Here is a 25,591-nt window from a genome sequence, read left to right on the forward strand (position 1 = left end):
AAATGTTACTCGTAAAACTTATGTTTTTTATAAGTGGATTTATTATAGTTTGGGCAATGGTGGGGTATCCGGTTTCTTTAAAATTGATTGGAAGACTTTTTAAGTTACGTAAACTTGACAAGGATTACTTGCATAAGCCGACTGTTACGGTTATGGTTGTAGCACATAATGAAGAAAAAGTAATACTGGAAAAACTCCATAATATTATTGAAATTGAATATCCAAAGGAAAAAATTGAGTTTTTAATTGCGTCTGATAATAGCACAGATAAAACTAACGAAATTGTAAGAGATTTTATATACAAGAACCCTGACAAATCTATAAGGCTATTTGAAGTTAAGTGCCGAAAGGGAAAAACTAATGCACAAAACGAAGCACAGAAGACTGTGACTACAGAATACCTTGTTATGACAGATGCAAATTCAATGATGGATAGGAATGCGGTAAAAGAGTTAATGGCAGCATTCACTTCAGAAGACATCGCATATGTCTCAGGTAGATTGTCAATTATTAATCAAGGATCAAGTGATGTGAGCAATGCAGAAGCAAGCTATTGGGATAGCGATCTAGCTTCCCGTGAAATTGAGGCAAGAATTCAGACAATAACTGCTGGAAATGGTGCATTATACGCTTGCAGAACGAAAGATTATTATGATTTTAATCCAATTGAATGTCATGATAGTGCAATGCCGATTTATTATGCACTTAAAGGAAAAAAAGCTGTTTGCAATCACGAGGCTATAGCTTATGAAAAGGCTGGAGAGGTAATTGAAGACGAATTCAAACGTAAAGTAAGAATGAACAGAATAATACTTAAACATATTTTGCCAGACCTCAGAATTTTGAATATTTTTAAGTACAAATGGTTCTCTTATTTTTATTTTGGTCACAGAACGTGCAGATATTTGTTATGGATTTCTCACTTGCTTGTATTGATAGCTAGTGCATTGCTTTTCCGTGAATCATTGTTTTATCTGATGGTTTTTGAAGGACAAGTAGTGTTTTATATGCTGGCATTGGCAAGAGCTGTTACAAAAAATGAAAATAAATTTCTTACATTAATTTATTATTACACTGTTACAATTATAGCACAGTGGTTTGGAGTATATAGAATATTGACTGGTAAAGCTAAACCTTTCTGGGAGAAGGCAGAGAGTACCAGATAATAGTTACTGTAGTGAAAAGGTATTTAATCCAATAAAATTACTAAATAACTACACTATTTTATTATTCGAGCAAAATAGAAAAATAGAAAAATAGCAACTTGTCGTCAGACTCAACAGATTTTATTTGATTATCTCTAACTCATATAGCATTCATCATATAGTTTCCTCGTAATACTATCCCAGTCGCATATCTCATTAATGAAGTTATAATTGTCAATCCCCATGAGTTGAAGTGTCTGTTTATCAATATTTTCAATAATGTATGAAAGCAAATCTTCAAAGCCATTATCGTCATTATCTGCAATAAATCCCGTCTTTCCATCAATCATATACTCTTTAAAGCTACCAACATCTGTACATAAAAAAGTTTTTCTAAACCCTGCAGCAGAAAATATAACACCACTCATACTCGCATGCCTATATGGCAATACTACACAATCACATGAATTAAATAAAAAATCAACAACATCATTATCTACAAATTCATTCAAATAAATAATGTCTTTTCTTTCCTTCATTAAAGGTTCTAAGTTTGTAAGTTCATTATAATCATTATACTTCCTTCCTGCTAAAACTAATAGGTTATTTTTATTTTGTGTCTTTAACCATACATTTACTAATCTATCTGTACCCTTGTTATAAAACATATTACCCAAAAACAAAAATATTTTATCAGCGGTCATAAATCTTTCCTTAAGTTGAAGTCTAATTCCATGTAAGTCTGATGGATCAGCTTCCTTAACATTTTCATATTTTCTACCATGTTTTTGGATAAATATTTTTCTATCATCCAATTTAAAGTACTTTTTTAACTCTTCCCAAATAAAATTCCCATGAATCACAATAGCATCAAATTTATCGTATAACTTTTGTAAAATGTTAACCTTACTCTCTCCATTAACGTGTGGTATTGCATTATGAGCTGTGAGAACAAGCTTTTTGCAATGCTTTTTAATCTTATCTAATAGTTTAATATCCAATGAATAAAATAAAAGCCACTGGATATGTATTATGTCATAATTATTCTTTCTGATTAACTTCAATATCCTTCTATATGTAGCCCAATATTCATATCCTCTCAATACCCTTCTCAATAAACCCTTATTCATATTTTCAGAAAATTTGAAAAAAATATTATACACATTATAAGAACTTTTTAAGTGTGGGTAGTAATAATTTGTCACAAGATCAACATCTGCTATCTTTGACATTCCCGAACAAAATCCATTTGCATACTGGTCATCTCCATTTATTCCCCAAGGATTAATTACTAGTATCCTAATAATATTTTCCACCTTTCATTAAGTATTTCAGTTATTCTCAAGTCAAAACTAGCAAATCTATTAGCAAGGTTATATTGCATCAGGCATAGCTTACACCCTTTTCATATTACTAAAAGCAATAATTCAAAATATAATCTACTGATTCTATCAAACTCTCACATTGTATCGTTTTGCAATTATCCACTGTACTTCCATAGCCTGTCCTAACCAAAATTGTCTTTATTCCAACTCGTTGACCAGCAATTATATCTGATTCTTTATCCCCAATCAACCAACATTTTGACAAATCTAATTCAAAATCCTTAACAGCCTTCACAATAAGTCCAGATTTTGGTTTTCGACAATTACACTCGATTCTGTATTTTTCATCACCCGCTGTTGGGTGATGAGGGCAATAGTAGAACGCATCTACTTGGGCACCAATTTTGCTAAGCTCCTTATTCATAAAATTATGAAGCTTAAATACATCCTCTTCTTTATAATATCCTCTTGCTATACCAGCTTGATTTGTAATTACTATAACCTTGTAATCATTGTCGTTTAATCGCTTGATAGCTTCTTTAGTTCCATCAATGAATTCAAAATCCTCTATTTTATAAACATAATTCTTTTCTACATTTATTGTGCCATCTCTATCAAGAAAGACTGCTTTTGCCATTATTTCCTCCAAACAATGTACCCTCAATTATATCACAAATAATGTGAATTATCGTAATATGCGCCTCCTGTATTCTAGGTGTATCATAAGATGGAACAATAATATTTAAATCAGAGTAATTTTTATTTTCTCCTCCATCCTTTCCAAGCAACGCTACTGATGTACTACCTTTATTTTTTGAAACATCAAATGCTTTAGATAGATTTTTTGAATTACCACTCGTTGATATACCGATAACAATATCTCCATTCTGGGCTAATGCTTCAACCTGTCTTGCAAATACATTTCCATATTCATCATCATTAGATATAGCAGTAAGTACTGATGTGTTAGAGGTTAATGCAATTGCAGCTAAAGCTCTCCTGTCAAATCTAAATTTATTAACCAACTCTGCAACAAAATGCTGTGCATCAGCAGCACTTCCACCATTCCCAAACACTAATATCTTTTTATTATTTCTGTATGCATCAATTATTATATTTGCTACCTTAATAATGATTTTACCCAAATTTTCATCATTAATAATTTTCTTCTTAACTTCTATACTTTCTTCCAATTGTGATTTCAAATAATTTATCATGTTACCACCCTTAATATCTTATTTTAATTTCCAGCTCTGCACACCTTTAAGCTCAAAGTTCCACGCTGCAACCTGGGCACCCATTTTTTCAAGTCTATCTGAGACAACATGCTTCTTGGTATAAGGACAGTACAGCAATAAATATCCTCCTCCACCAGCACCCAAAAGCTTGCCTCCCAAAGCACCCGAATTCAAAGCTTCAGCATATAACTCATCAATTTTTGTGTTACTGATCTTACTGCTCATCATTTTTTTATTTATCCATGCATCATGTAAAAGTGCACCAAAATCATCAAGATTTCCCCTGAGCAGGGCCTTTTTCATTTCTACTGTTAAAGTTTTAAGTTCATCCATAGCATGAATAACATCTTCTTTTTTCTGAATATAATTATTAACCTGATCATCTATTATTTTAGATGATAACCTGATACCTCCCGTGTAACACATGAGCAGATTATATTCCAGTTCATTAATAATATCAGGTTTAATAATTAAAGGATTTACCACTATTGCATCCTTACTAAATTCAATAAAGTTAAATCCTCCAAAAGTTGCTCCATATTGGTCCTGGTAGCCACCTGCAATTTTTAAATCTTCCCTTTCAATCTTATATGCAAGTTCAGAAATCTCATAATTATCAAATGCCAACCCCTGCCACTCAGACACGGCAGATATCATTGACACTACCATTGCAGATGATGACCCTAGCCCTGAGCCTGGAGGAGCGTCATTATGAAGATAAACCTGACATCCGCTTGAAACATTCAGCGCTGCAAGTGTTGATTTCACCAATTCAAGTCCACCTTCACAATTATAGAGGTCTTCATCACAGTTATATTTTTCTACAATATTATAGTCAAGAGAATGTACTTCGATTTCTCTGGTATTATTCGGTATAATTGACGTGAAGGCATATCTGTTGATTGTGGAACTTAAAACCATTCCTGTATTATGGGTAAAATACTCCTTTACATCTGTACCACCACCACAAAAACTTATTCTTAAGGGTGCTTTAGCTCTTATAATCATCATATCACCTCTATATCCTTGGCATCGCTTATAAACTTTTTATAATCCTCAGGTATCCCAATGTCTATAAAATATTTATCACATAAAAATCCATATACTTTAGAATTCATTTCAACCAAAGCAGGAAAAATATCATTTTCCAAAGAACATTTTTGATTAGGCGGAATCATTTCTAATACATCCTTTGATAGTACGTACACTCCGGCGTTGATTAAAGTACTAGAATTATTACTGCTTTTTTCACTAAAGCACATAATCCTATCCTTTTCATCTATAATGACGTTCCCATACCTTCCAGTATCCCCATTTTTCCTCAATACTATTGTTGCTAATGCATTTTTGCTTCTGTGAAATTCAATCAACCTTTCATAATCAACATCCAGATAGGTATCTCCATTCAGCAACAAAAATTCTCTGGTATCAATTTTCCCCTCAGCATTCTTTATTGCACCAGCTGTTCCAAGAAGTTCCTTTTCATAAGAAAACACTATACTTCCCAAATCTCTTTTATTGATATATTGCTCTACCATTTCGCCCATATATCCTATACATAATACTATTTTGTCATTAGTATATTTTCTAATCTTACAAAGCTGATACTCAATAAACGGTCTACCGTTGATGTCTGCCATAACTTTCGGTCTATCGTCTACAACGCTTCTAAGTCTGGTTCCCAATCCTCCTGCAAGAATAAGAAAATCCATCCAAACCCTCCTATCAAATTAATCTGCAAAATACTTTTAAAACTTTCTCGTTGATTTCCCTATTTTTTTATAATCCTTTAATGCCCAGAGCACCGCTCTAGAAAGCTTCTTTTCTCTAAGTAAAAAGTACTGTATCATTCTAAAAATTCTAATAATATAATTTACTAAAAAGGCATATGTTCTTTTTATGCCTTCAAAATTTTTTAAAATAAATATCAGCTTGTTCCTGCTGGAGTAGTAAATATTTAATGGGGACTTTCCACCTGTTGATTTACTAACTTTATGATATATTTTACTTTGCGGAACAACCTTTATTTTAAGACCTTTCTTCCTTATATTATAACAAAAATCCGTATCCTCCAAGTACAAGAAATATTCTTCCGGCAACAACCCTACCCGCTCTAATATATTTCTACTGACTAAGAAACAACATCCCGATGCAAAATCAAATTCTGTAGGTTTATCAATCTTTCCCTTAGTCATACTATAACTTCCCTTAAATTTAAAATACTTACCTCCAGAGCTCCATATATCATCCTTATTATCATAATAATATATAATTGGAGCACACATACCTGTATCTTTATCATAGTTAACAACAAGACCATCAATAAAATCTTCTTCAACTATTGTATCATTATTAATAATAATAACATAATCAGCTTCATGTTCAATCGCATATCTGATACCTAGATTATTCCCTCCTGAATAACCTAGGTTTGCTTCACTTTCTATCATAATTATATCATCGAATCTGTCTTTAATCCCATCGTCAGAACCATCTCCAGATGCATTATCCACTACAACCAAAGACACATTATATTTGCTCTTTACTTTCTTTAAACTTTCTATACACTCAATGGTATCTTCTAATCCCTTATAATTAAGTATAACTACAAACACTTTTTCCAATTTATTCACCCTCTTAAATTATGCTATTGGGGATTTTAAGTAATCATTTGAATACTTTTTATCCTTATACATAAACGCAAAGTATAAAATCACCGCTAAAATAAGCGCATTAAAAGGCAACAAAATGTACCCTTGAAAAAATAGCGAAAAACAATACATGCATAACAGTAAATTTAAATTTATATTTTTTGACTTTTTTTTCACAACTAAAATTAAATAACATAAACTTAATATCAACAGGATTCCACCAATAATGCCCAAACATACAAATAAATAACTAATCGCTTCTGATGTAATCAAATTGTCAAGTGTAATAAATTTATTTGAAGCAAACCCCACTGAATCAAGCCATCTAACATCATTTCCCATCCCAGCTCCAAAAAAGTTTGAATTAATAAAACATAATTTAATTCTCTCAAACAAATTATAAAATCTATATACAGCTGATCCGTCTGAACTATCCCATATAATCATTACTGTACCTATTCTCTTCAAAGTTCCAATATCTGATTTTATAAACATGCTACTTATATCAATATAGAATTTTATCAATAGAATTCCGCCTAACATAGATGATAACCAGGAAAATATCTTCAAATATTTATCAAGTTTTGAAAAAACTAATATCATAATATAAATAAATAGAAGTATATATCCTGACAAGCTTTGTGATAATACAATTGAAAACAAAACTATAATTTCTTTAAATCTTATTGATGATTTTTGCTTTCTACCAGATTTTTGATCTAATCTTCCTATTGAAAGTAAAATAAGTTGAAAAAAAGAATAATGTGCGGGTTCTTTAAATATACTTGAAAATCTAGCACTGCCATATGTGATAACAAACTTTGAATCTCCTATTAGCAACGGATTTCCAGTTGAATAGTAGACAATGTACTGTATAAATAATATTATACAGATAATAAAAGCAATATTTAAAGAGGCTCTTGACAACTCATATGGTCCTACATTGTCCTTAATAAACTTTGAAATCAAAACATCGGTTGCAATAAATATAGCCACTATTTCCGAAAACGAAACAAAAAAGTCCACTCTATTAAAAAAAGTATAATTACCATTAATAACAAGACCTAACAATATATAAGTAAGCGCTAGACATTCGAATAAAATTAAAACAATAAATGTTTTTGAAAACTTTAAAGAATTTTTTTCAAAGAACAAAATTTTAATGATTAAAAGTGTACTCAAAACGAATGTTAAATTTATACTTCCTATTTGAAAAGCCCACAAGCTAAAAACAATAATAATAAAATAGATAGTTATATTACCTTTTTTTAATAGCTTTTTATCTAAATTATCTTTATTATCCATCTTATCACATTACATCCTTTTATAGTAATTTTATTCAATGTACTTTCCTTTGTATCCTCTAAGACCGTCCCATAACCCCTTAAATGAATTTTTAATTTTAGGAGTTTTTTTCTCTTCTATCAGTAATATTTTAAAAATAGATATACAAAGATTATATAAGTTTTTCGTTACCCAAATCGGCTCAATACAAAAGTACTTTTTAAATAAAATCACACTATTTCTTGCCATAAAGTATCTTCGAAAAGCACTATGGTTTGTGGTATAAAAATAACGCCAAAGTAATTTGTGTCTTGTAACATTCCCATACTCATGAATTAACGATGAATAATTAGATCTAATAATTCTATAGCCTTGTTTTCTCAAACGAATACAAAAATCAAAATCTACATTATCAATAAAAAGATCATCATCATAAAACCCTACAGTACTGAATATCTTTACCTTAACTAAATTTCCTGAAGTTATTGTCATTTTGACTTCAGTGAACATTTTATTCTCATATGAATTCAGTTTACCACTATAACCTCTTGAGTTATTATAGTACACTGGTGCTATAATAGCTACTTTATCCTTGCTCATATATGACTTGTACGTTTCAAGCATAGAATCAATATAATTAGGTGTTGCCTTGCTATCTTGATCCATTGTTAGAATCCATTCACATCCACCACATATGGCCTTTTCCACTCCAATATTTAAAGCTTTTGCAATTCCCAAATTATCACCATTGAAAATATAATTCACTTTACTATTTTCATTTAAAGCTTTTACAACTATTTCATTAATATTAACTGAATTGTCAATTGCATATAGCACGTCCAAACTATCTATATATGAATTAATGTTTTCTATAACGTCTTCAGATGGGTTATATAAAACAACAACACCACTGACTTTATTAGTATGCAATTTATCACCTCTTCAATTAATTTATACAACTTTTATATATTACATTAACACTGTTTTGATTAATTTCATTGGTTTTATACACCCAAGCCATTACCATACATTTTTTCATAGTAATCTTTATAGCCGCCTGAGGTTATATTGCAAAGCCATTCCTTATTCTCCAAATACCAATTAATTGTCTTCTTAATACCTTCTTCAAAGGTCGTTTTAGGCTCCCATCCAAGATCTTTTTTTATCTTAGATGCATCGATACCATATCTTTTATCGTGACCTTTCCTATCTTCAACATAAGTTACTAACTCTTCATCTATCGAATTATCTACGTTACTGTTTATAAAGTTTATTACTGTCTTTACTATTTGAATATTTTGTCTTTCATTATTTCCACCAATATTATATACCTCACCTATTCTTCCATTATGAAGTACTAAATCTATAGCTGAACAATGATCTTCTACATATAGCCAATCTCTTATATTGCTGCCATTTCCATACACGGGAAGCTTCTTTTTATTAAGTGCATTATTTACCATTAGCGGAATCAGTTTTTCAGGAAACTGATAGGGTCCGTAATTATTGCTGCATCTGGTGATATTTATAGGCATTCTATAAGTATCATAATATGATTTTACAAGAAGATCTGCACTTGCTTTACTTGCAGAATATGGGCTATGGGGGTCTAGAGAAGTCAACTCTGTAAAGAACCCGGTATCGCCTAACGACCCGTATACCTCATCGGTAGATATCTGAATAAACTTACAACTTTCCCTGAATCCCTCTTTGCCCTCCCAGCTTTTTTTAGCTGCATTTAACAGGTTTAGTGTTCCTATGATGTTTGTATCCGCAAATATTTCGGGATTTAAAATACTTCTGTCAACATGGCTTTCAGCAGCAAAATTAACAACATAATCAATTTCATATTTATTAAATAATAAGTTTACTAATTCCTTATCACAAATATCGCCTTTAACAAAGGTATAATTGCTTTTATTCTCTAGCTCCTTTAGGTTTTCCAAATTGCCTGCATAAGTCAACTTGTCTAGATTTACAATATGATATTTATTATATCTTGATAGCATATATGTGATGAAGTTGCTTCCAATAAAACCGGCTCCACCGGTTACTAAAAGGAACGAAGTTTTATTATTATTCACGTTATCAATTAGCATATAGGTTCACCTTTCCGTTATAATATATTGAAAATTTATATCCCACTTCTAAAATGAGATTCATCCTGCAAATAAATTTACCGAAAACTCAATTATGCTATATTTCTTCAATCAAAACTCCAGAAATTTCACATTTTCCATTAATATTAATCTTTAAAGCACTTTCAAATTCTTTCGATCCTTGTGGTGATGTTATAACTGCTGATAAAATATCTTTGTCCGTCTTAAATTCTTCAGCCTTTGCTGTTATACCGTCTAAATTATATGATATTGGTGTTTGCTGTGTCAAATTATCCATTTTTAGTTTAATACGATATTGGGTATTAGGTTTAAGTTTCAACTTTCTACTTGATAAAGCCCCATTTTTAGCCTCAGCTATAATCTTATTGTCCTCATAAGATAATTCAGCATCTCCATTTCCACTAAGTTCCCATTGATCAGGTATATTATCCAAATTAACATCTATATCCGGGATATTATAAAAAACAATCTTGTTTACGTCATTTTGTCTATTTTCATTTATATTATCCTTGATATAATTCAACTTTTCAAGCATATCATTTGTACTGTCATTAAACTTGAAAGGAACCATATTGCTTTTATTTTTTTCTTTAGCTTCATTGATAATTTCTAAAGTCATATCAATATACTTTAATGCCTCATCCTTTTTATTCTGTTGTAAATACCTCATAACTAATTGGTAGTATATACCAACTTTCTGTTGCCACACCTCAACAGCAAAAGGTTTATAATCTACCAAACTATCAACATAACCAATTCCTTTGTCGAGCTTTCCTGTTTTAAAATAATATTCAGCAATTTTAGTTCTCAGATTAGTGTTATATATAGAAAATCTTTCGGCCTTAGCCATATATTCATTTGCCTCATAAAGGTCTTCACTGGTCACACTTTCTTTTGAAATGAGCAGCTTAGCGTAATCAACTTTATAATCAGGCTTAAACGCATCTGTATCTGCTGCTTTCTTCATATACTCTATAGCAAATTTGATATCATTCTTGTTAGCAAATTTATTTGCTTTATCAGAATAATTCGTAGCCATTATAAATTTTATTGGAATAATTAGAACAATAACGCTAACTATCACTCCAATAATCGGATGTAAACTAAATTGTTTTGACTTATTAATCTTGCTACATAAATTCAAAACCCTATTTATAACCGTATATTTGTACTCAATCTTTTCTTCATTTGTCTCTTCCTTATTTCTCACATTATATAATGCTAATAATCCCCATAGTATAAGTGCAATGGACGGAAATGAAAGATCAAAATCAAATAGAGAATGCATAATTAGAACAGAAACAGATGTAAATATAGCCCCTTGAACTATTCTATCGTTTATATTGTTCATGCTTCTATGGCGATACTCCTTAGCAAAAGCTGTAATAAAAGCTATCAGCAATAATACATAGCACATTATTCCAACAATACCACAGTCTGTAGCAATCTGCAAAAGAAAATTATGTGGCTGTGTACTACTATAATTAAATGACTGGTATGAATAATATTTTTGTAGCCACGCTCCTCCTCCTGCTCCTAACAACCAACTATCTTTAAACATTTTAAACCCATCTTTATAATAAATACTTCTTTGAATCGAACTTTTATTGCTTGTCATACCCTCAAAACGGTTGACAATGTTGTTAAAATATTTATGTTTTAAAGTCAAGCTTTTAACCAGTTTTCCTGATTGGCTATCAACAATTTTCGCATTATCAAAGGTAACACTAGTTCCTTTATGATAATTTATAAACTTTATATCAGCTATGTCCATATTTTGTGGAACCTTAAATAATACTTCCTGTTGTTCTATACCATTAGTACTTTTACCAGGAAAGGAAGCTACTTTTTTTGATACTCCTGATATTATATCATTTTTGTTTTTTGCAAATATTTCTATAAAGAACGCATACTCCTCTTTTAACTCATTTGCAGCCTGCGCATCAAAAATGAGTTTATATACTTTATTAGGTGATAGCTCTATTGTTTTTGTAGTAATTATGAAACTATCCTCTTGTTTTATACTATGTGAAAAACTTAACGGGGCTGTAGAATTGAATACGTATAGTACCACTAAAATTGAAATAATTACAAGCGCCACCGGGACTATCAAACACTTCTTTAAGCTAATTCTCTTCAAAAACTTTACTGCATTTTCCAATAGAAGATTTACTACAACCGATAAAGCCATGCCTATTAATAGTATTAATATAGTCTTTGCATAAACTATATCTTGATTATTTAATAAATACGAAATACCTGTAACTGTTACCCCTGAAAGTATAATACTAAAGCAATAAACTGCCCCTTGTATCTTATAATCCTTAGGAAGTACTAAAAAGAACAAAAGCAACACAACTGGCAATAAAATGTATGCACCTCTGCTCATAGTCAATAAAAAAGTAACAATATAAAATGTACCACAAATTCCAGCAGCTAACTTAACCCATAATTTAGAACCAGTAAGCATTAAAGCAATACTAATGAAAAACACCACCAAAAGATATGCAGCAAGAGTATTAGGATATTGGAACGTCGAGTGTACTCTTCCATCTACATATAGTCCAAAGAATTTAAAATCTGAACCTAGCATCTTAAAAATATTGTTTATTAAATTTACAATCTTTCCACCAAAAGCACTGTCTATACCTAATATACTTACACCAAGAGAAGATACTACCAGCACCCATAACAGCGTTATTTTTTTTCTATAATCATTGATGACGTCTGACAACATAAAAAACACGGCAAAGTACATACAATATTTTAACCATTCACCTATTGCTGCTCTGGTACTTGCAGCAACAAATATGGATATAAAATAGACTGCCAAAAAACCAAAAGCAGCATATTCTAAAGGATTACTTAAAGTCAGCTTGCTTTTTTTAACCATTTTGTAAATCCAAAAGATACCAAAGATAATGAATACAAAAATTTCTGCAGGATACTGGTCTTTTTCAAAATATAAACCTTGAAGAAAAGGTGCAAAAAACATTAGTATCGATATAGCTACAATTATAAATTTTGCTAATATATTAGAATATTTATTGTTAATATTAATGCTATTTTTTTTCTTAACTTTAGTCATATTAATCCCCTCTACTGTCCTTTGTTTAAATCTGGTTAATCTATTATATTTCATTCAAAATATTAACATATTTTAAATTTGATGATTCAAAATAATCCTCAAAATCTGGATGCCACACAAATACCATAGTGTTTTCACAATATATTATTTTTTCAAAATCTTCTTTATCGGATATATAATTATATAGAATACCTTTTCTATTGAATGTACTCTTAACAATATTACATATCTCGTCCTGCGGGCCAAATAAAATAGCTTTGTCAAATTCTTTGGTGTTAAGTTCTTTTACCCTATCCTCCATATTATTATGGAATTGATTTATAAACCTGTATGAATCTATAATATATTTATAGGTTGCTTCAGCTTTTTCCTTAATCCCCTTGTGAGTCAATGTATATTTCATCGACCGGGTATTCAATTTTTCAACTTGTATCATGCCTTTTTCAATCAATTTTTTTATAATCAAATTAACATTACCAAGCGAAATTCCGGTAAGTTTTGAAATATCTCGCTGTGTAGTAAGGCTCGTCTTTTGTATATTTTGAAGTATCTGTAATTCATTCTCCATATATTTTTATCCTCTATCAACTAAGATTTCTTACTATAACTATGATAAAGAAGTACAATACTAACTAATTTATTGTTTTTGTAATATTGAGGTCTGTACTATACCAAAACTCTTTTGCAACAACAATAAACGTGCCCAACAGCATTCCTATTACCATAAATATTGCTGTGTTGAATACCTTTCTTGGAGCGATAGGTCTTACTGGGGGTAATGCTTCTGAAACAACAGCTATGCTCTCATTTCCTGTATCTATAGATTGCTTAATTACCGATTCCTTATATTTTTGCTGATACGCCTCATAGGTTTGTTTAACAATATCCTGCTCTTGTTTTAAAATGTCATATTCACGCTGTTTTTGTGCATGCTCTGTTTGAATAGTTTCTATTTCCTTCTGGCAACCGATGATCGCTTTTTCAGTATTTACCCTCTCAGCTTGAAGATTTGACAACTTTAAATCCAACTCATTCACATTATTTGACAGTTCAATATATACCTCATTTATTTGTTCAGTAGTTAAATTTATGTGTGAAATTTCATTAGTTCTAAGACCTGTTTTGTCTCTTATGGCATCTGCCAACAAATCATTTTCCAGTAAATTGACTTTCGTCACTAACGTTCTTGGTGTATTTGCAAGTAGCTGCTTACCTTGTCCAACTGATGCAGCCGTAGAACTTTCATCTATTTTTATTTGAGCTAATGTAGTTTTAAAATTTGTTAATTGTTCCAGTTTTGAATCTAATTCCATCTGAAGTTCAGATGGTCCTCTTGGTTTTGATAAGAAACCTTCCAACTTCTTTGACACTTCATCTAGATTTTTCTTTTCTTTATCCATCTGAGCCTTCAGTACCTCACCTGAACTCTCAGCCTGTTTTTGGTTTGTCTCTGTAATAAACTTTGTAAACCTTGCGCTAACCATATTAGCTATTTTTGCAGCAGTATCTGGACTTTCATCGGTAACTTTAATTGTAATCAAATTTGTATTCTTTATATCTTCTACAGATATTTTATTTGATATCTGTTGAAGCGGAACACCTTTAAAATTCATTTGTTCTCTGATATACTGCAAAATTACAGGCGCTTTTATTTGTTCTCTATATGTTTCTATAGATGTATCACCATTTTGTGACATAGCACCAAGTAATCCAGCAAGTGTTGCACCATCTTCAGTAACCTGCTGCGAAATATTGTTGGTTGATTGTGAAATCCTCAACATTACTTGAGCTTCATAAATAGGACTAATGATAAAAAAATTCGCAATAATACTAACAACAGCAAATATGGCTGTAATAATTAATATACTTTTTTTCCCTTTTAAAATGATTTCAATGATTTGCCTTAAACTAATTTCCTCCACATTTTTCCCCACCTGTCTATTAAAAATAATTATTCGTAACCAATCCAATTTAGAATTACCCTGTTTAGAACTCTCATAAATAGATATGTTCATAGACTGAACGTACTAATTGTATAAAATTTGCGTATTCTTGTCAAATAGTAAATTTTATAAAATATAATATAAATTATCCTTCATTTATATTTTATAAAGCTATATGAAGCCTTAAATTAGCTTTACCAGATTTTAATACAAAATAAAAAATCGGCTCCGACGAATTAAAGCTAGGGTATTCCTCTGCAGCAAACAGCCTTTCGGTAGACTTTTTTGATGCCAGAAAGAAATGCACTTTCTTAGGCATTAAAAAATGGGGCTAACGTCCCGTTGAAACCCATGTTGTAGTTTGCTTGGAATTAGTAGGTTTGAGAATGTCTTTGTAAGAAAAGCGGGTACTTGCACTATTGTATGTTGTGCTTTCATTTGAAGTTTTTTCAGAAGGGCTTTGGAGTCTTATGCTCTTCGGCAAATTCACATGGTACACTTTTACATTTCTTTTTAAATCTTTGCATCTTCTGCGATTCAAGATTTTATTATCTTTAAAAATCAATGCACTTTCTTAAGAAATATAAAAAGAACTGCTGCAAAACCTAGTGGTCTTGCAGCAGTTCCCTATTTAGATATTAACTATTAATTACTCTACTGTATACTCTTGACTAAATGCCTTAGCTTTGTTAGCAGAAGCATCTGTAATATAGTTTACTGCACTCTTAGTTTCAACTTTTACAGTTTTACCAGCTGTCAATGCTTTAATGAAAGTTAATGTTGCTGTAGTTGAACCTGTTGTACTAACAGCTAACGTGTAATCTGTTCCTGCTACTAATGCTGCTCCATCATAAGTTACAATGATATCAGTTGCAGCATAATCATTACTTTTTGCTTTTACATTTTCATCAAATGTTAATGTTATAACTTTACCAGTTGTGCTTACCTTCTTAGCTGCATCAGTAGTTGGAGCTACAAATGCAGGAGCTATACCATCAACTATATTTGTTGTAAATGCACCTGCTGCCATAGCCTTACCTGTATCTGATTTTACTTTATCAGCAACAACAGTTACATTTGTAGGTTTTGAATCTGAAGTAGCAAGTTTTGATACATCTCTCAATGTTGCAAGAATAAGAGTGTGTTCTAACTTATCATCATCATTAACTGCATAAGATATTGATTCGATACCGCCAAGACCATATACAGAACCACTTACTGTAAATGAATCTGAAGAAACTGTTGTTACTTTTCCTTTGATATCGATCTCTATCTTGTTAAGTTCTTTTGTTGTAACTTTAAACATTTCAGGTGCTGATTCTCCGCTTAGAGCAATTCCTGTAGATAGAGCGTCATACAAATTACCTGCAGCATCAGCGAATCTTCCAACTGTCAAAGTACCAGTAACTAAAGTCGCTGGAACAGTTTCTGGAACAGTTATCTTAACTTTCTTGTTTGAACCAAATATTTCTATTGTAGCATCATCATGAAGTTTTGCACCATTTAATCTATAGTTGTTCTTATCAAGTATTGAACCTACGCCTTCAACTTTCATATCTTCTGGGAACGTTACATAGATATATTCTGGTTCTCCAGCAGGTGTTGAAAGATAAGCTGCTTTAATAGCAGTAGGATCAATAGCAGTTTTATCTGTTACTACAAATTCTTTTGTAACTGCAACCATCTTATTTTCTGCTAATGATGAATCTTTAATATCTTTAATTTCTAATGTGTAAGTTCCACCTGTGAGAGCTGAAGAAATTGTAAGTGTAACTTTTTTATCAGCGCTATTGTAAGTTGCATCAAATGTTTTCTCTATTTTCTTTGCGCTTGAATCCTTAATAACGTAGTTTTCTTCAGTTTCAGCACTTGTTTGATTAAGCGTTTCTGAGTAAGTGATTTCTACCTTATTTTCAGCTGTAGCTTCTACCTTTGTAACAGTTGGAGCTTCTTTGTCAACAGTAATAGTTGCTGCCAATTTAGCATCGTCTGCCATCTTGTTGCCCCATGCATCTACAACTTCTACATCTCCAGCTGTTTTTAATACTGTAACAACTACATTACCTTCTGGTAAATAGTAGTCAGTTAAACCACCTGTTCCATCATTAAAGCTAAGAATAAACTCTTTGTTATCAGTTGTAGTTACACTTACAGGCTTCCAAGCTGTATAAGTGTGGTAGAAGTAATCAACAGTTAATTTTGCATCATTTCCACTCTTATCTTTTCTAAAAACAGCTTTATCAAATACGATAATTGCTTCTGTCTGACTAGCTGATTTTAATGTTGCAACAGGAGCAGTTGTATCTTTAAGATATGCCAATTCAAAAGTATTGGATAATACGTTAAAGTTTGCAAAGTCACTGAAGTTGCTTACTTTAACTTTATAAGTCCCTTCACCTAATGAACTTACACCAATTTTTACACTAAGAACTCTCTTATTAGCTGAAAGGTCTTTGCTAACAACACCATAAATTCCATTATTAACAAGTACTTCTGCTAATGAACCAGAAGCTGAATTAACTTGAACAGGTTCTGAGAAAGTGATATCAAATGTGTTTGGTCCAGTTAACTTGATGGAAGACGCTACAGGTAATGTAGTATCTTTGATAACATCAATGCTCTTAGTAGCATCTGCAGTTAAACCAACTTCTTTTTTAACTGTAACATCTACTTTATCCTGTTGTTTTACAGCATTTGTTAATGTTAAAGCTACTGATTTCTTGTCTTCAGACAATGTAGCTAAATCAACACCTTTGCTAGTTGAACCAACTTTAACTGTATAATTTGCTTCTGTTTCAGCTTTATCAGCATCTGCTATTGCTCTTGAGAAAGTAACTATGATTTCTTTTAAGTTGTCTGAACTTACACCTTCAACTCTTAATTCAGCAGGTGCAACTATAACTTTTACTGTAGCTTTAACTGTAGTATCAGCTATAACACCTTCGATTGTCTGTTCACCGTCTTTTGAAGTATCAACTGTTGGCCAAGTAACACTTACATCTGCTGTAGTATCATCTTCATAAGTTGCTTTAACAGTAGCTGGAAGTGTAGCAGCAGCTCCGATATCAACTGTAACATCAGCGATTGCAGCTACAGATTTGATTTCAAGGTATTTAATTTCAGTTTTCTTAAGATCATCTACCTTAACATCTCCGCTTGTTATCAATGATTTAATAAGTTTTACGCCATCAGCCTTAAACTTAGCTTCCAATGTTCCGTAAGAAATACCTACTAAATCATCTTTGATTATTCCAGCATCGCTATTGTATGCTGAAGCTTGAGTAGCTGTTAAACCACCGATTTCGCTCAATTTAGTTGCTGCAGTTTTGTAATCGAAGTCTCCATCGTAACCTAACTGTTGGAGAATCAATGAACTATAAGCTTTACCGTTTAATGCAGCTGCAGGTCTGAATGTTGAATCTGCTGCATAACCTTTTACAATGCCTTTTTCAACCGCAAATGCTACTTGCCTTTTAGCAAATTCTGCTATTGTTCCAGCATCTTTGAATTTTGCAAGCATTGTATCTGCTTGTTCCATTGAAAGTTTTAATGCTTCGTCTTCCTGGCCAAAAATTCTGAGAAGCATAACTACTCCAGTTTGTCTGTCTAGTGATGCTCCTAAATCTGGATTGAACACTTTTTCATCGATTCCTTTGTACAAACCGATTGTGTTAAGCTCATTTGCTTCTTTTTCATAGCTGTATGTTGCAGCAAATGTAGGAGCTATAGCCATTGATCCAACCATAGCAACTGATAATACTGCCGCTAACATCTTTTTGAGATTCTTCATACTCTCAAATCCTCCTTGTATTGTTGTTTTTTGGGGAAGCAGGCTTAAAATATAAAGCCAGGCTACGCCTTATCCCTATGTGTCTTAACCTGACCTATCTTGCATTTTGCTCAAGACTGGCGCACTTAACCTATCTTGAATTCAAAACTAATTATACCATCGGCATTTTTGTGAGTCAACATCTAGAATTTAAGTGTAAAGAAATTGTAATAGAATTGAAACAAACTACATTTAAGCAGCTGGGCGTTTTAATAGGGAAATTATATCATATATTTTTAGGAAATAAAACATTTATTTTATATAAAATTAATATGAATTTTTCATTATAATAACAAAGAAAAGAGTATTAAAATATAAAAAGCCGGTTTTCACCGGCTTTTGTCACGCTTAAGGCACTACTATCTGTTACTGAGGTTTCTTTCTGCCATTTCGATAGCCTTTTTTACAATATTTCCGCAATCTCTTGAAGAAACAGAACCCCAGCCTTCATTCTCAACGATATTGGATACTCCTAACTCTTTTGCTATTTCAGCTTTAAGACTTTCGGACATTATTCCTCCACGTCTACTCATAGTTCATGCCTCCTTTTATATAAGTAGAAACTACTTATATATTTAATTTGCGTACATTCTTATTATTAACAATTTCTCTTATATAATTTAATGAAATTTTTTCAATGCATTCTAAAAAATTCTCATCAAACAGTTACCTTTTTAAGCTTATGTTAATATAATACATTAACCGCATTCTATTTAAAGAAAGGTGATAATATATGCCCTTTACAGCAAGAGAATTACTGGCAAGGCTAATTAAATGCGAAGCTGGCGGGGAAGGTATGAACGGGATGAAAGCTGTAGCAAATGTTGTCATGAACAGAGTCCACGCTTCTTATGGTGAATACTTAAGAGTCTGTCAGGGCGACCTTCGGAAGGTTGTATTCCAACCATACCAATTCACCTGTGTTATGGATACAGTATATGGAGAAGTAAATCCACAAACTATATGGGCAACACCGCCGGAAGATATTCACTATGAAGTTGCAGACTGGGCATTAGCAGGAAATGAGCTTTCGGGAATAGCTGATTGCTTATGGTACTATAACCCATTTAGCCCTAGCTGTAGCGATATATTCCCTTCATCAGGCACAGGAGAGTTTATTACCAGAGTCAATCAACACTGTTTTTACAACCCTACGCCGCTATATGCTGAGACTTAATTAATTCAAAGTAATTTAAATTTAAATCAGGAGGTTTTCTTATGCCAAATTACTTAAACAAAAATGCAATGATGCCAAAAATGAACCCCTATATGTCCCCATGCCAACATTGTGGGGCTGAAGCTGCTTCACAATTTACTCAAGCACTTCCATCAACACAGATGCCAACAGGCATTCCTACAGGACCTATGTACAGTAGTCCTATGCCTGTTCAGCAAACTACTCCTATGCCTGTTTCTCCAGTACCAGTTGGTGGCACTGGTGGAGCTCCGGAAACAGTACAAAATATTCAATATACCCAAGGCTATCTTAAAACTCAGATAGGAAGACATGTTAAAATAGAATTTCTAATTGGAACCAATATGCTTCAAGATAGGGAAGGAACACTATTAGAAGTAGGTACTAGTTATGTTATAATCCGAGAAACAGAAACCGATGATCTGCTGTTATGCGATATGTATTCAATAAAATTTGTAAGATTCTATTATTAATATTTTAAACAAAATAGCAGTAGAGTTTGTTTTTGAAACAATATCGCAGCGGAGTTTGTTGCATTAATTACATATACCGCTGCGATATGTTTACCAGTACTTATCTCTTATACTTTACACTGAAACTACTTTGTCTTCTTTGAGATTTCTGTTAAAGCTTGTGATGCTTCAGTATCAAACCTATAGTCAGTAGCCATATCACCTAATGCCAATATTCCTACCAACTGGTTGTTTTCAATTACCGGAACTCTTCTTATCTGCTGCTGTGCCATAATTCTTGACACTTCGTCCACATCCATATCAGGTGTAACTGTTGTTACCTGGGAAGTCATAACATCCTGAACTTTTGTATCTTGCGGAATCTTACCATGCGCAACATTTCTAACAACTATATCTCTGTCTGTAACAACACCTACTACTTTGTTTTGGTCAAACACCGGTACAGATCCAACATTAAGCTTCTGCATTAATTGAGCTGCTTCTACTACTGTATTTGATGGATTAACATACCCAACATTCTTTGTCATCTTTTCTCTTACTTTCACATAATCATCCCCTTATTTTGAATTCGATTATATTATCCTCATTTATGTTTTTGATAACCGTTGAATATAATGTTAATAAAATAAACTACGTCCTTCATAGTATAAATTTGTTATTTTAAATTTACATTAAACAGTCTAGTATTTATAATTAAGATGATATAATAATAGTAGATATACTTATTTATACAAAATCAAAAGGACTGATTTCTATGCACCACAAATTGAAAATAATTCTTTTATCTATATTTTTTACTTTAATTATGTTTTTACTATTTTTTTTCAAGCCGATCTCAAGCTACATTTATTACTCAATATATAATAAAGACAACCTTACAATAAACGTTTCAGTTGTTAATGCTCAAATCCACACTATCAGTGCGGAATCGTCCAATCGAGTTTTTTTAAAGGCCAGTGTAAAAAATTCGGAAGGTTTCCCTATGTCAAATGCTACTTTAAGATTTTTTATTGAAAATGGCACAGGTGAACTTTCTACTCAAAAAGAATCCACCAATTCACTTGGTGAGTGCATTTTTTCATACACACCACAAAACTACTATGAATTAAAAAGTAAAGAAAACCCTTCTGTTAAAATAACAGCACAGATAAAAAATTCAAATAAGTCATCTTCAATAGGATTTAAACTGATATCTACGCCTATAGTCATGATTTACGGTTATCAGGAATCCCCTGAAGTCTACGATAACTTAAGCGAATATCTTACCTCAAACAAATTCTCCTGCAATACTTTGGAGTATGATTCAAAAGCTGGGGTAATAGCTGGTTCAAAAGTGCTTGGTAAATTTTTAAGTGATAAAAGGCATGAGTATATTAGCAATGGTATCTTAGTTAATAAATTTACTTTAATTACGCATAGCATGGGGGGCCTTGTGGCAAGATACTATACAACAAGTAAGGAATATCTTAAAAATGAAGATGTTAATAAAATTATTTTTACGTCAGCTCCTCATAAAGGATCATATATTGCATCTCTTGGGGAAAATTTTTATAATGATCAGTCTATCAAAGATCTTGCACCGGATAGTAATTTATTTACTAATATTTTTGAAGCCTCAATTAATAAAGGTTTAAATCGATCCATACAAGTTGCAAATATAACAAGTCAGTATGATGAAGTTGTAACTGAAGAGAGCTCCAACCTTGATGAATGGAAGATAAATACCGAGATATTCAATATAGGGGAAAATAACTTTACAATGGATAGCATATTAAGCGGAGATTTATTGAATGCGCCTAATCATAAGGGGATTTTGAACAATATGAGGGTCTTTCAGAGGATAGGCGGGATGTTGAACACCAATTTGGCCTATCCGTCTGAAAAACAGAATTAATTTGATTTTTATTTTAAATTATAAGTTAATGCATATATGTTTGGTGAACTTTTAACTGGATATAATACAGTCAACTTATCTTCATTATAAAGCCTATTCAAATCAATAAGCGGATCTGAAAAGAATCTACCCTGATCAGTTATATCAATCAAAGTCCAGTCAGTCCAATTAGATGCAGCTGTTGCTGAAGCAATTCTGAGATCAGGTAAAATTGCATAGAGTGTATTACTAGATGAAACTGCAAGCTTGCCACGGAAATTACTTACTACACTATAGTCCATAGCATTTCTTTTCCATGTTCCGTCTACATCTCTCCAATAGTGGAAGTACTTACTCTTAGTCCTCGCATTGGTAAAATTGGAATCGTCAGAATTCGAATCGGGCATATGGGAAAGTAATACATGCACTCTCCCCATAGAATCCACTATATGGTGCTCCTGATTTATAAGTCCCCTGTTTTGATTAATAGTCCACACTTTGATTCCAGCAGAGTTTTTATTTATAAAGGTAGTTCCGGTTTTCGCCACTTCAGTACCTACATTGTTTTTCCATGTACGCCCGTTATCATCGCTATAAATATAACACAGATCGTGATTTGTAGTAGCATCCGATGTATCACGCCAGCACCATGTCATATGAAGACGGTTACTCCCTTTGCCATATGACAAACCATGAGCATAAGCATTTACACTGTCGGATATGCCATCAATATATTTACCAAGGCTGGTCCATTGCTGGGTAGCTCCTGAGTATTCCCACAAATATTGATCGCCGCTCCCGCTCGTACCGTAGCGGTATTCAAATAGTATATTTCCTTCCGGAGTTGTAATAAACCTTGGATATGTAACAAGGGTAACTTTTGTATTTCCCAAACTGCTTGTAACCGCGCCAAAGCTTGAAGTATCCCATGAATGATTTGCCGGATCAGCAGCAAGGCCATTTACCGACTTACGGTAGTGCAGATCGTTTCCATGATGATCAAAGGAAAGATGTATGGTACCGTCTTTTGGACAAATCCCGATAGAAATTGTGTTGTGTGCATCATCAGAAGTATTTGTATAGTCTGTAAACTCGAATTTCTTCCATTCTCCTGAAGGCAGTGCCCTTCTTGCAAAAACAACATGTCTGTTGGTATTCCAGAAGGCTGTGTATTGGTAACCATTATAAGAAATAATTCCATCCTGTTGGAATGATTCACCGTTTAAATAACCTCCATAAGATACAACTGTTAACCCTGAGTAAGTCATTAGATTATCTTCCACTTTCCCAAATTCTTTTACTTCTCCTGTATCCAAAGACTTAATCCCTAGCAAGTGCATTTTCAGGAGTGCTATATCTATCGAATTTACACTGCCATCATAATTAACATCTGCTGCTTTTAAAGGGTTTCCAGTCAATAAACTCATACCTAACAAATGCTTTCTAAGTAAAGCAAAGTCAATTGAATTTATTGAACCGTTTTCATCCAAATCTCCACACTTTACCCCCAATTCGGCAGCTAAAGTAATGCTAACTGCCAAGTTTAGCAATAACATACAAGACAACAAAAAACCTATTATTCTTTTCATACCAATTAAACCCTCCCCTTTATTTTTCCAATGTAGTATTGGGAATTAATTCTTTAAGTCATTAATTTACAATAATTATATACGAATTCTGTAATATTGTTAAGCAGGTATGAATATATCAATCTCTGCATAAAGGCAGCAAGACTTCTTATATGTAAGCTTACAAAAAAGTTTGCTCTAGGATTTTTTATCTTACGCCATACTTGTTTTTGGTAATAGCTGATTTTATTGAAATTTCTTACCTTTCGATATTTTTCTTTGCAAACTTTTTGTCTGTTAAATTATTTCCTCGCATTTTATAATTTTTATATAAAAGTCTTCAGTCAGAAAGTAGGTGACCTTAATGAAACCTTATATCATCGACCTCTAGGTACTGAAGCTATCTACCCTATTAGGTAAATCTTATAGTTTTGTACCAGGGATTATTTTGAGTATTGGATTTTATGACGAAATGGCAAAATGGGAAGATGAACTATTACAAAGTAAGATTTCTAGAATTTACAAGACCCAAAAGTATTATAAGTGTCCAAGGTTGGAAAAATACAAGGACTATCGTAATCGTAACCGTGGGTATGGTTATCATTACTATAAAGAAAGCAAGTACATACGTAAATTCATATTCAGACAATTAAGGAGAAAGGCTAAGAGGGAGTTTGATATAGACAATTACTATAAATTTACTTCACATGACTATAAAACCTGCGGTTGGCTGACTTGGTAGTAAGCAATATGTGTGTTTATGTGAGACCGGAATTTTTAAGATTCCGGTTTTTCCATGGTTATTGATGTCCTGCCATGAAGCTGTGTCATTTCTCATTGCTAACCATCTGATATTCCTTAATGGTTTTCTAGCAAAGTGAATTCTGTGGTTTTCCGCTAACAACTGTTTATGCAGATATTTCCACTTGCTGGTTTGGGTTTTTTGCTAAGCGTATAAAGTATAAAACGTAAGTGCTTCAAAAGATGACGTCTAGCTATATCACGATCATTGCGATAAGCTAATGGTGTCATTTTTTGAAGCACTTTTTATGTTTATGATTCAGCCTGCATTCTTCCGGTAAATCCTTTGACCAAGGCAGGTACTTGTCCAGAAGTTCTGGGTGGTTTTTAAAATCTGTATTAGGCATTGCTTCAAGGATATATTTTAGATACTCATACACGTCCAAAATATTTGCTTTGGCAGATTCCACCAATGTATAAAGGATCGCATTAGCAGTTGCTCCCCTTGGAGTGTCAGCAAAAAGCCAGGCTCTTCTTGCCACGGCATATGGTTTGATATTTGCCTCACAAAGATTGTTTGAGATGGGAAGTCTTCCGTCTTCTAGAAATGTTTCGAGATACTTTTTCTGATTCTTAGCATAATTTAGAGCTTTTGTCAGGTTCTCATTTGTAGTAGAAATTGCAGAGGTCTCTTCAACCCATGACCAAAAGGCATCAAGAATGGCGCGTGACGCCTCCTGACGCTTCTCTTTCTTTTCGTCATATGACAGTTCCTTTATCTCATCTTCCACTTTGAAGAGAAGATTGATGAATTCCCTTCCTTCAGCTCCTTTGGAACCCGAGATCTCTTTTCCTTTATTGTCCAGCGGAATACTTTCTATGAAATAGCGTCGACAATGAGCCCAACAAAGATTTCTTTTAATGTTCTCCGCTTTCTCATAAGCACTATACGCATCCGTGGTTAGATATCCATGAAACCCTTGTAATAGTTGCTTTGCAACATCACCGCTTCGGCTTCTGGAATAGTGGAAGAAAGCTGCCTTGATCTCTTCACAAGCTGCACTTCGCATGACCCACATGAAAGAATCACTGCTAGCTTGTTTGCCTTCTTCCTTATT

Annotated in this window: 23 protein-coding genes; 5 read left to right on the forward strand and 18 right to left on the reverse strand. The window is 32.6% G+C overall.

Features of this window, described 5'->3' with window-relative positions:
• The first annotated feature begins 2 nt into the window (after nucleotides 1-2).
• Nucleotides 3-1,166, forward strand: a complete 1,164-nt coding sequence (locus ACECE_RS0211475) for a glycosyltransferase family 2 protein (RefSeq protein ID WP_010681356.1) — start codon at nucleotides 3-5, stop codon at nucleotides 1,164-1,166.
• Nucleotides 1,167-1,300: 134 nt separating this feature from the next.
• Here ACECE_RS0211475 and ACECE_RS0211480 read toward each other — a convergent pair whose 3' ends face one another.
• From ACECE_RS0211480 to ACECE_RS0211545, 15 genes are all read right to left on the reverse strand, one after another.
• Nucleotides 1,301-2,461, reverse strand: coding sequence for a glycosyltransferase (locus ACECE_RS0211480; protein ID WP_010681357.1), 1,161 nt, complete (start codon nucleotides 2,459-2,461; stop codon nucleotides 1,301-1,303).
• A gap of 97 nt (nucleotides 2,462-2,558) precedes the next feature.
• Nucleotides 2,559-3,107, reverse strand: a complete 549-nt coding sequence (gene gmhB / locus ACECE_RS0211485) for a D-glycero-beta-D-manno-heptose 1,7-bisphosphate 7-phosphatase (RefSeq protein ID WP_010681358.1) — start codon at nucleotides 3,105-3,107, stop codon at nucleotides 2,559-2,561.
• Entirely contained in the window at nucleotides 3,085-3,687 is a 603-nt protein-coding gene (locus ACECE_RS0211490; protein WP_010681359.1) for a D-sedoheptulose-7-phosphate isomerase, read from the reverse strand. The genes gmhB and ACECE_RS0211490 overlap by 23 nt, the downstream gene beginning before the upstream one ends.
• An 18-nt stretch (nucleotides 3,688-3,705) precedes the next feature.
• Nucleotides 3,706-4,719 (reverse strand): GHMP family kinase ATP-binding protein, encoded by a 1,014-nt coding sequence (locus ACECE_RS0211495; protein ID WP_235715936.1) that lies wholly within the window; start codon nucleotides 4,717-4,719, stop codon nucleotides 3,706-3,708.
• The gene (locus ACECE_RS0211500) at nucleotides 4,716-5,420 is read right to left on the reverse strand and encodes a nucleotidyltransferase family protein (RefSeq protein WP_010681361.1); all 705 of its coding nucleotides are present in this window, start codon (nucleotides 5,418-5,420) and stop codon (nucleotides 4,716-4,718) included. The genes ACECE_RS0211495 and ACECE_RS0211500 overlap by 4 nt, the downstream gene beginning before the upstream one ends.
• Before the next feature lie 36 nt (nucleotides 5,421-5,456).
• Nucleotides 5,457-6,323 carry a glycosyltransferase family 2 protein gene (locus ACECE_RS0211505; protein ID WP_235715944.1) on the reverse strand — a complete coding sequence of 289 codons (867 nt, stop codon included), beginning with the start codon at nucleotides 6,321-6,323 and terminating at the stop codon, nucleotides 5,457-5,459.
• Nucleotides 6,324-6,350: 27 nt separating this feature from the next.
• Nucleotides 6,351-7,664 carry a hypothetical protein gene (locus ACECE_RS0211510; protein ID WP_010681363.1) on the reverse strand — a complete coding sequence of 438 codons (1,314 nt, stop codon included), beginning with the start codon at nucleotides 7,662-7,664 and terminating at the stop codon, nucleotides 6,351-6,353.
• Nucleotides 7,665-7,694: 30 nt separating this feature from the next.
• On the reverse strand, nucleotides 7,695-8,573 hold the full coding sequence (locus ACECE_RS0211515; protein WP_010681364.1) for a glycosyltransferase family 2 protein: 879 nt from the start codon (nucleotides 8,571-8,573) through the stop codon (nucleotides 7,695-7,697).
• Between the two features lie 74 nt (nucleotides 8,574-8,647).
• Entirely contained in the window at nucleotides 8,648-9,742 is a 1,095-nt protein-coding gene (gene rfbB, locus ACECE_RS0211520) for a dTDP-glucose 4,6-dehydratase (RefSeq protein WP_010681365.1), read from the reverse strand.
• A gap of 97 nt (nucleotides 9,743-9,839) precedes the next feature.
• Nucleotides 9,840-12,851 carry an O-antigen ligase family protein gene (locus ACECE_RS0211525; protein ID WP_010681366.1) on the reverse strand — a complete coding sequence of 1,004 codons (3,012 nt, stop codon included), beginning with the start codon at nucleotides 12,849-12,851 and terminating at the stop codon, nucleotides 9,840-9,842.
• A gap of 43 nt (nucleotides 12,852-12,894) precedes the next feature.
• Nucleotides 12,895-13,419, reverse strand: coding sequence for a winged helix-turn-helix transcriptional regulator (locus tag ACECE_RS29325; RefSeq protein WP_010681367.1), 525 nt, complete (start codon nucleotides 13,417-13,419; stop codon nucleotides 12,895-12,897).
• 64 nt (nucleotides 13,420-13,483) lie between these two features.
• Nucleotides 13,484-14,773 (reverse strand): GumC family protein, encoded by a 1,290-nt coding sequence (locus tag ACECE_RS0211535; RefSeq protein WP_010681368.1) that lies wholly within the window; start codon nucleotides 14,771-14,773, stop codon nucleotides 13,484-13,486.
• A gap of 352 nt (nucleotides 14,774-15,125) precedes the next feature.
• The gene (locus ACECE_RS32605; RefSeq protein ID WP_162862526.1) at nucleotides 15,126-15,335 is read right to left on the reverse strand and encodes a hypothetical protein; all 210 of its coding nucleotides are present in this window, start codon (nucleotides 15,333-15,335) and stop codon (nucleotides 15,126-15,128) included.
• A gap of 108 nt (nucleotides 15,336-15,443) precedes the next feature.
• Nucleotides 15,444-18,584 (reverse strand): Ig-like domain-containing protein, encoded by a 3,141-nt coding sequence (locus ACECE_RS0211540; RefSeq protein WP_010681369.1) that lies wholly within the window; start codon nucleotides 18,582-18,584, stop codon nucleotides 15,444-15,446.
• A gap of 398 nt (nucleotides 18,585-18,982) precedes the next feature.
• Nucleotides 18,983-19,156, reverse strand: a complete 174-nt coding sequence (locus ACECE_RS0211545; RefSeq protein ID WP_010681370.1) for a small, acid-soluble spore protein, alpha/beta type — start codon at nucleotides 19,154-19,156, stop codon at nucleotides 18,983-18,985.
• A gap of 200 nt (nucleotides 19,157-19,356) precedes the next feature.
• On the opposite strand from ACECE_RS0211545, the gene ACECE_RS0211550 reads away from it, so the two are divergent.
• Nucleotides 19,357-19,800: a cell wall hydrolase gene (locus tag ACECE_RS0211550; RefSeq protein ID WP_010681371.1), complete on the forward strand. Its 444-nt coding sequence runs from the start codon at nucleotides 19,357-19,359 to the stop codon at nucleotides 19,798-19,800.
• Between the two features lie 41 nt (nucleotides 19,801-19,841).
• Complete coding sequence (locus ACECE_RS0211555) at nucleotides 19,842-20,291, forward strand: hypothetical protein (protein ID WP_010681372.1); 450 nt, start codon at nucleotides 19,842-19,844, stop codon at nucleotides 20,289-20,291.
• A gap of 125 nt (nucleotides 20,292-20,416) precedes the next feature.
• Here ACECE_RS0211555 and ACECE_RS0211560 read toward each other — a convergent pair whose 3' ends face one another.
• Nucleotides 20,417-20,836 carry a CBS domain-containing protein gene (locus ACECE_RS0211560; RefSeq protein WP_010681373.1) on the reverse strand — a complete coding sequence of 140 codons (420 nt, stop codon included), beginning with the start codon at nucleotides 20,834-20,836 and terminating at the stop codon, nucleotides 20,417-20,419.
• 437 nt (nucleotides 20,837-21,273) lie between these two features.
• Here ACECE_RS0211560 and ACECE_RS0211565 point away from each other — a divergent pair, with 437 nt between their 5' ends.
• Nucleotides 21,274-22,185, forward strand: coding sequence for a lipase family alpha/beta hydrolase (locus tag ACECE_RS0211565; protein ID WP_010681374.1), 912 nt, complete (start codon nucleotides 21,274-21,276; stop codon nucleotides 22,183-22,185).
• An 8-nt stretch (nucleotides 22,186-22,193) separates the two neighbouring features.
• On the opposite strand, the gene ACECE_RS0211570 is transcribed toward ACECE_RS0211565, so the two are convergent.
• Nucleotides 22,194-23,753, reverse strand: coding sequence for a BNR-4 repeat-containing protein (locus ACECE_RS0211570; RefSeq protein ID WP_010681375.1), 1,560 nt, complete (start codon nucleotides 23,751-23,753; stop codon nucleotides 22,194-22,196).
• Between the two features lie 451 nt (nucleotides 23,754-24,204).
• Between ACECE_RS0211570 and ACECE_RS31100 the strand changes: the two genes are divergently transcribed.
• The gene (locus tag ACECE_RS31100; protein WP_162862527.1) at nucleotides 24,205-24,474 is read left to right on the forward strand and encodes a hypothetical protein; all 270 of its coding nucleotides are present in this window, start codon (nucleotides 24,205-24,207) and stop codon (nucleotides 24,472-24,474) included.
• A 286-nt stretch (nucleotides 24,475-24,760) separates the two neighbouring features.
• Here the strand turns inward: ACECE_RS31100 and tnpC are convergent.
• A partial coding sequence (gene tnpC / locus ACECE_RS27325; RefSeq protein WP_010681376.1) for an IS66 family transposase occupies nucleotides 24,761-25,591 on the reverse strand: 831 nt, incomplete at its 5' end.

Origin of the sequence: Acetivibrio cellulolyticus CD2 (assembly GCF_000179595.2) — a bacterium.
GTDB lineage: Bacteria > Bacillota > Clostridia > Acetivibrionales > Acetivibrionaceae > Acetivibrio > Acetivibrio cellulolyticus.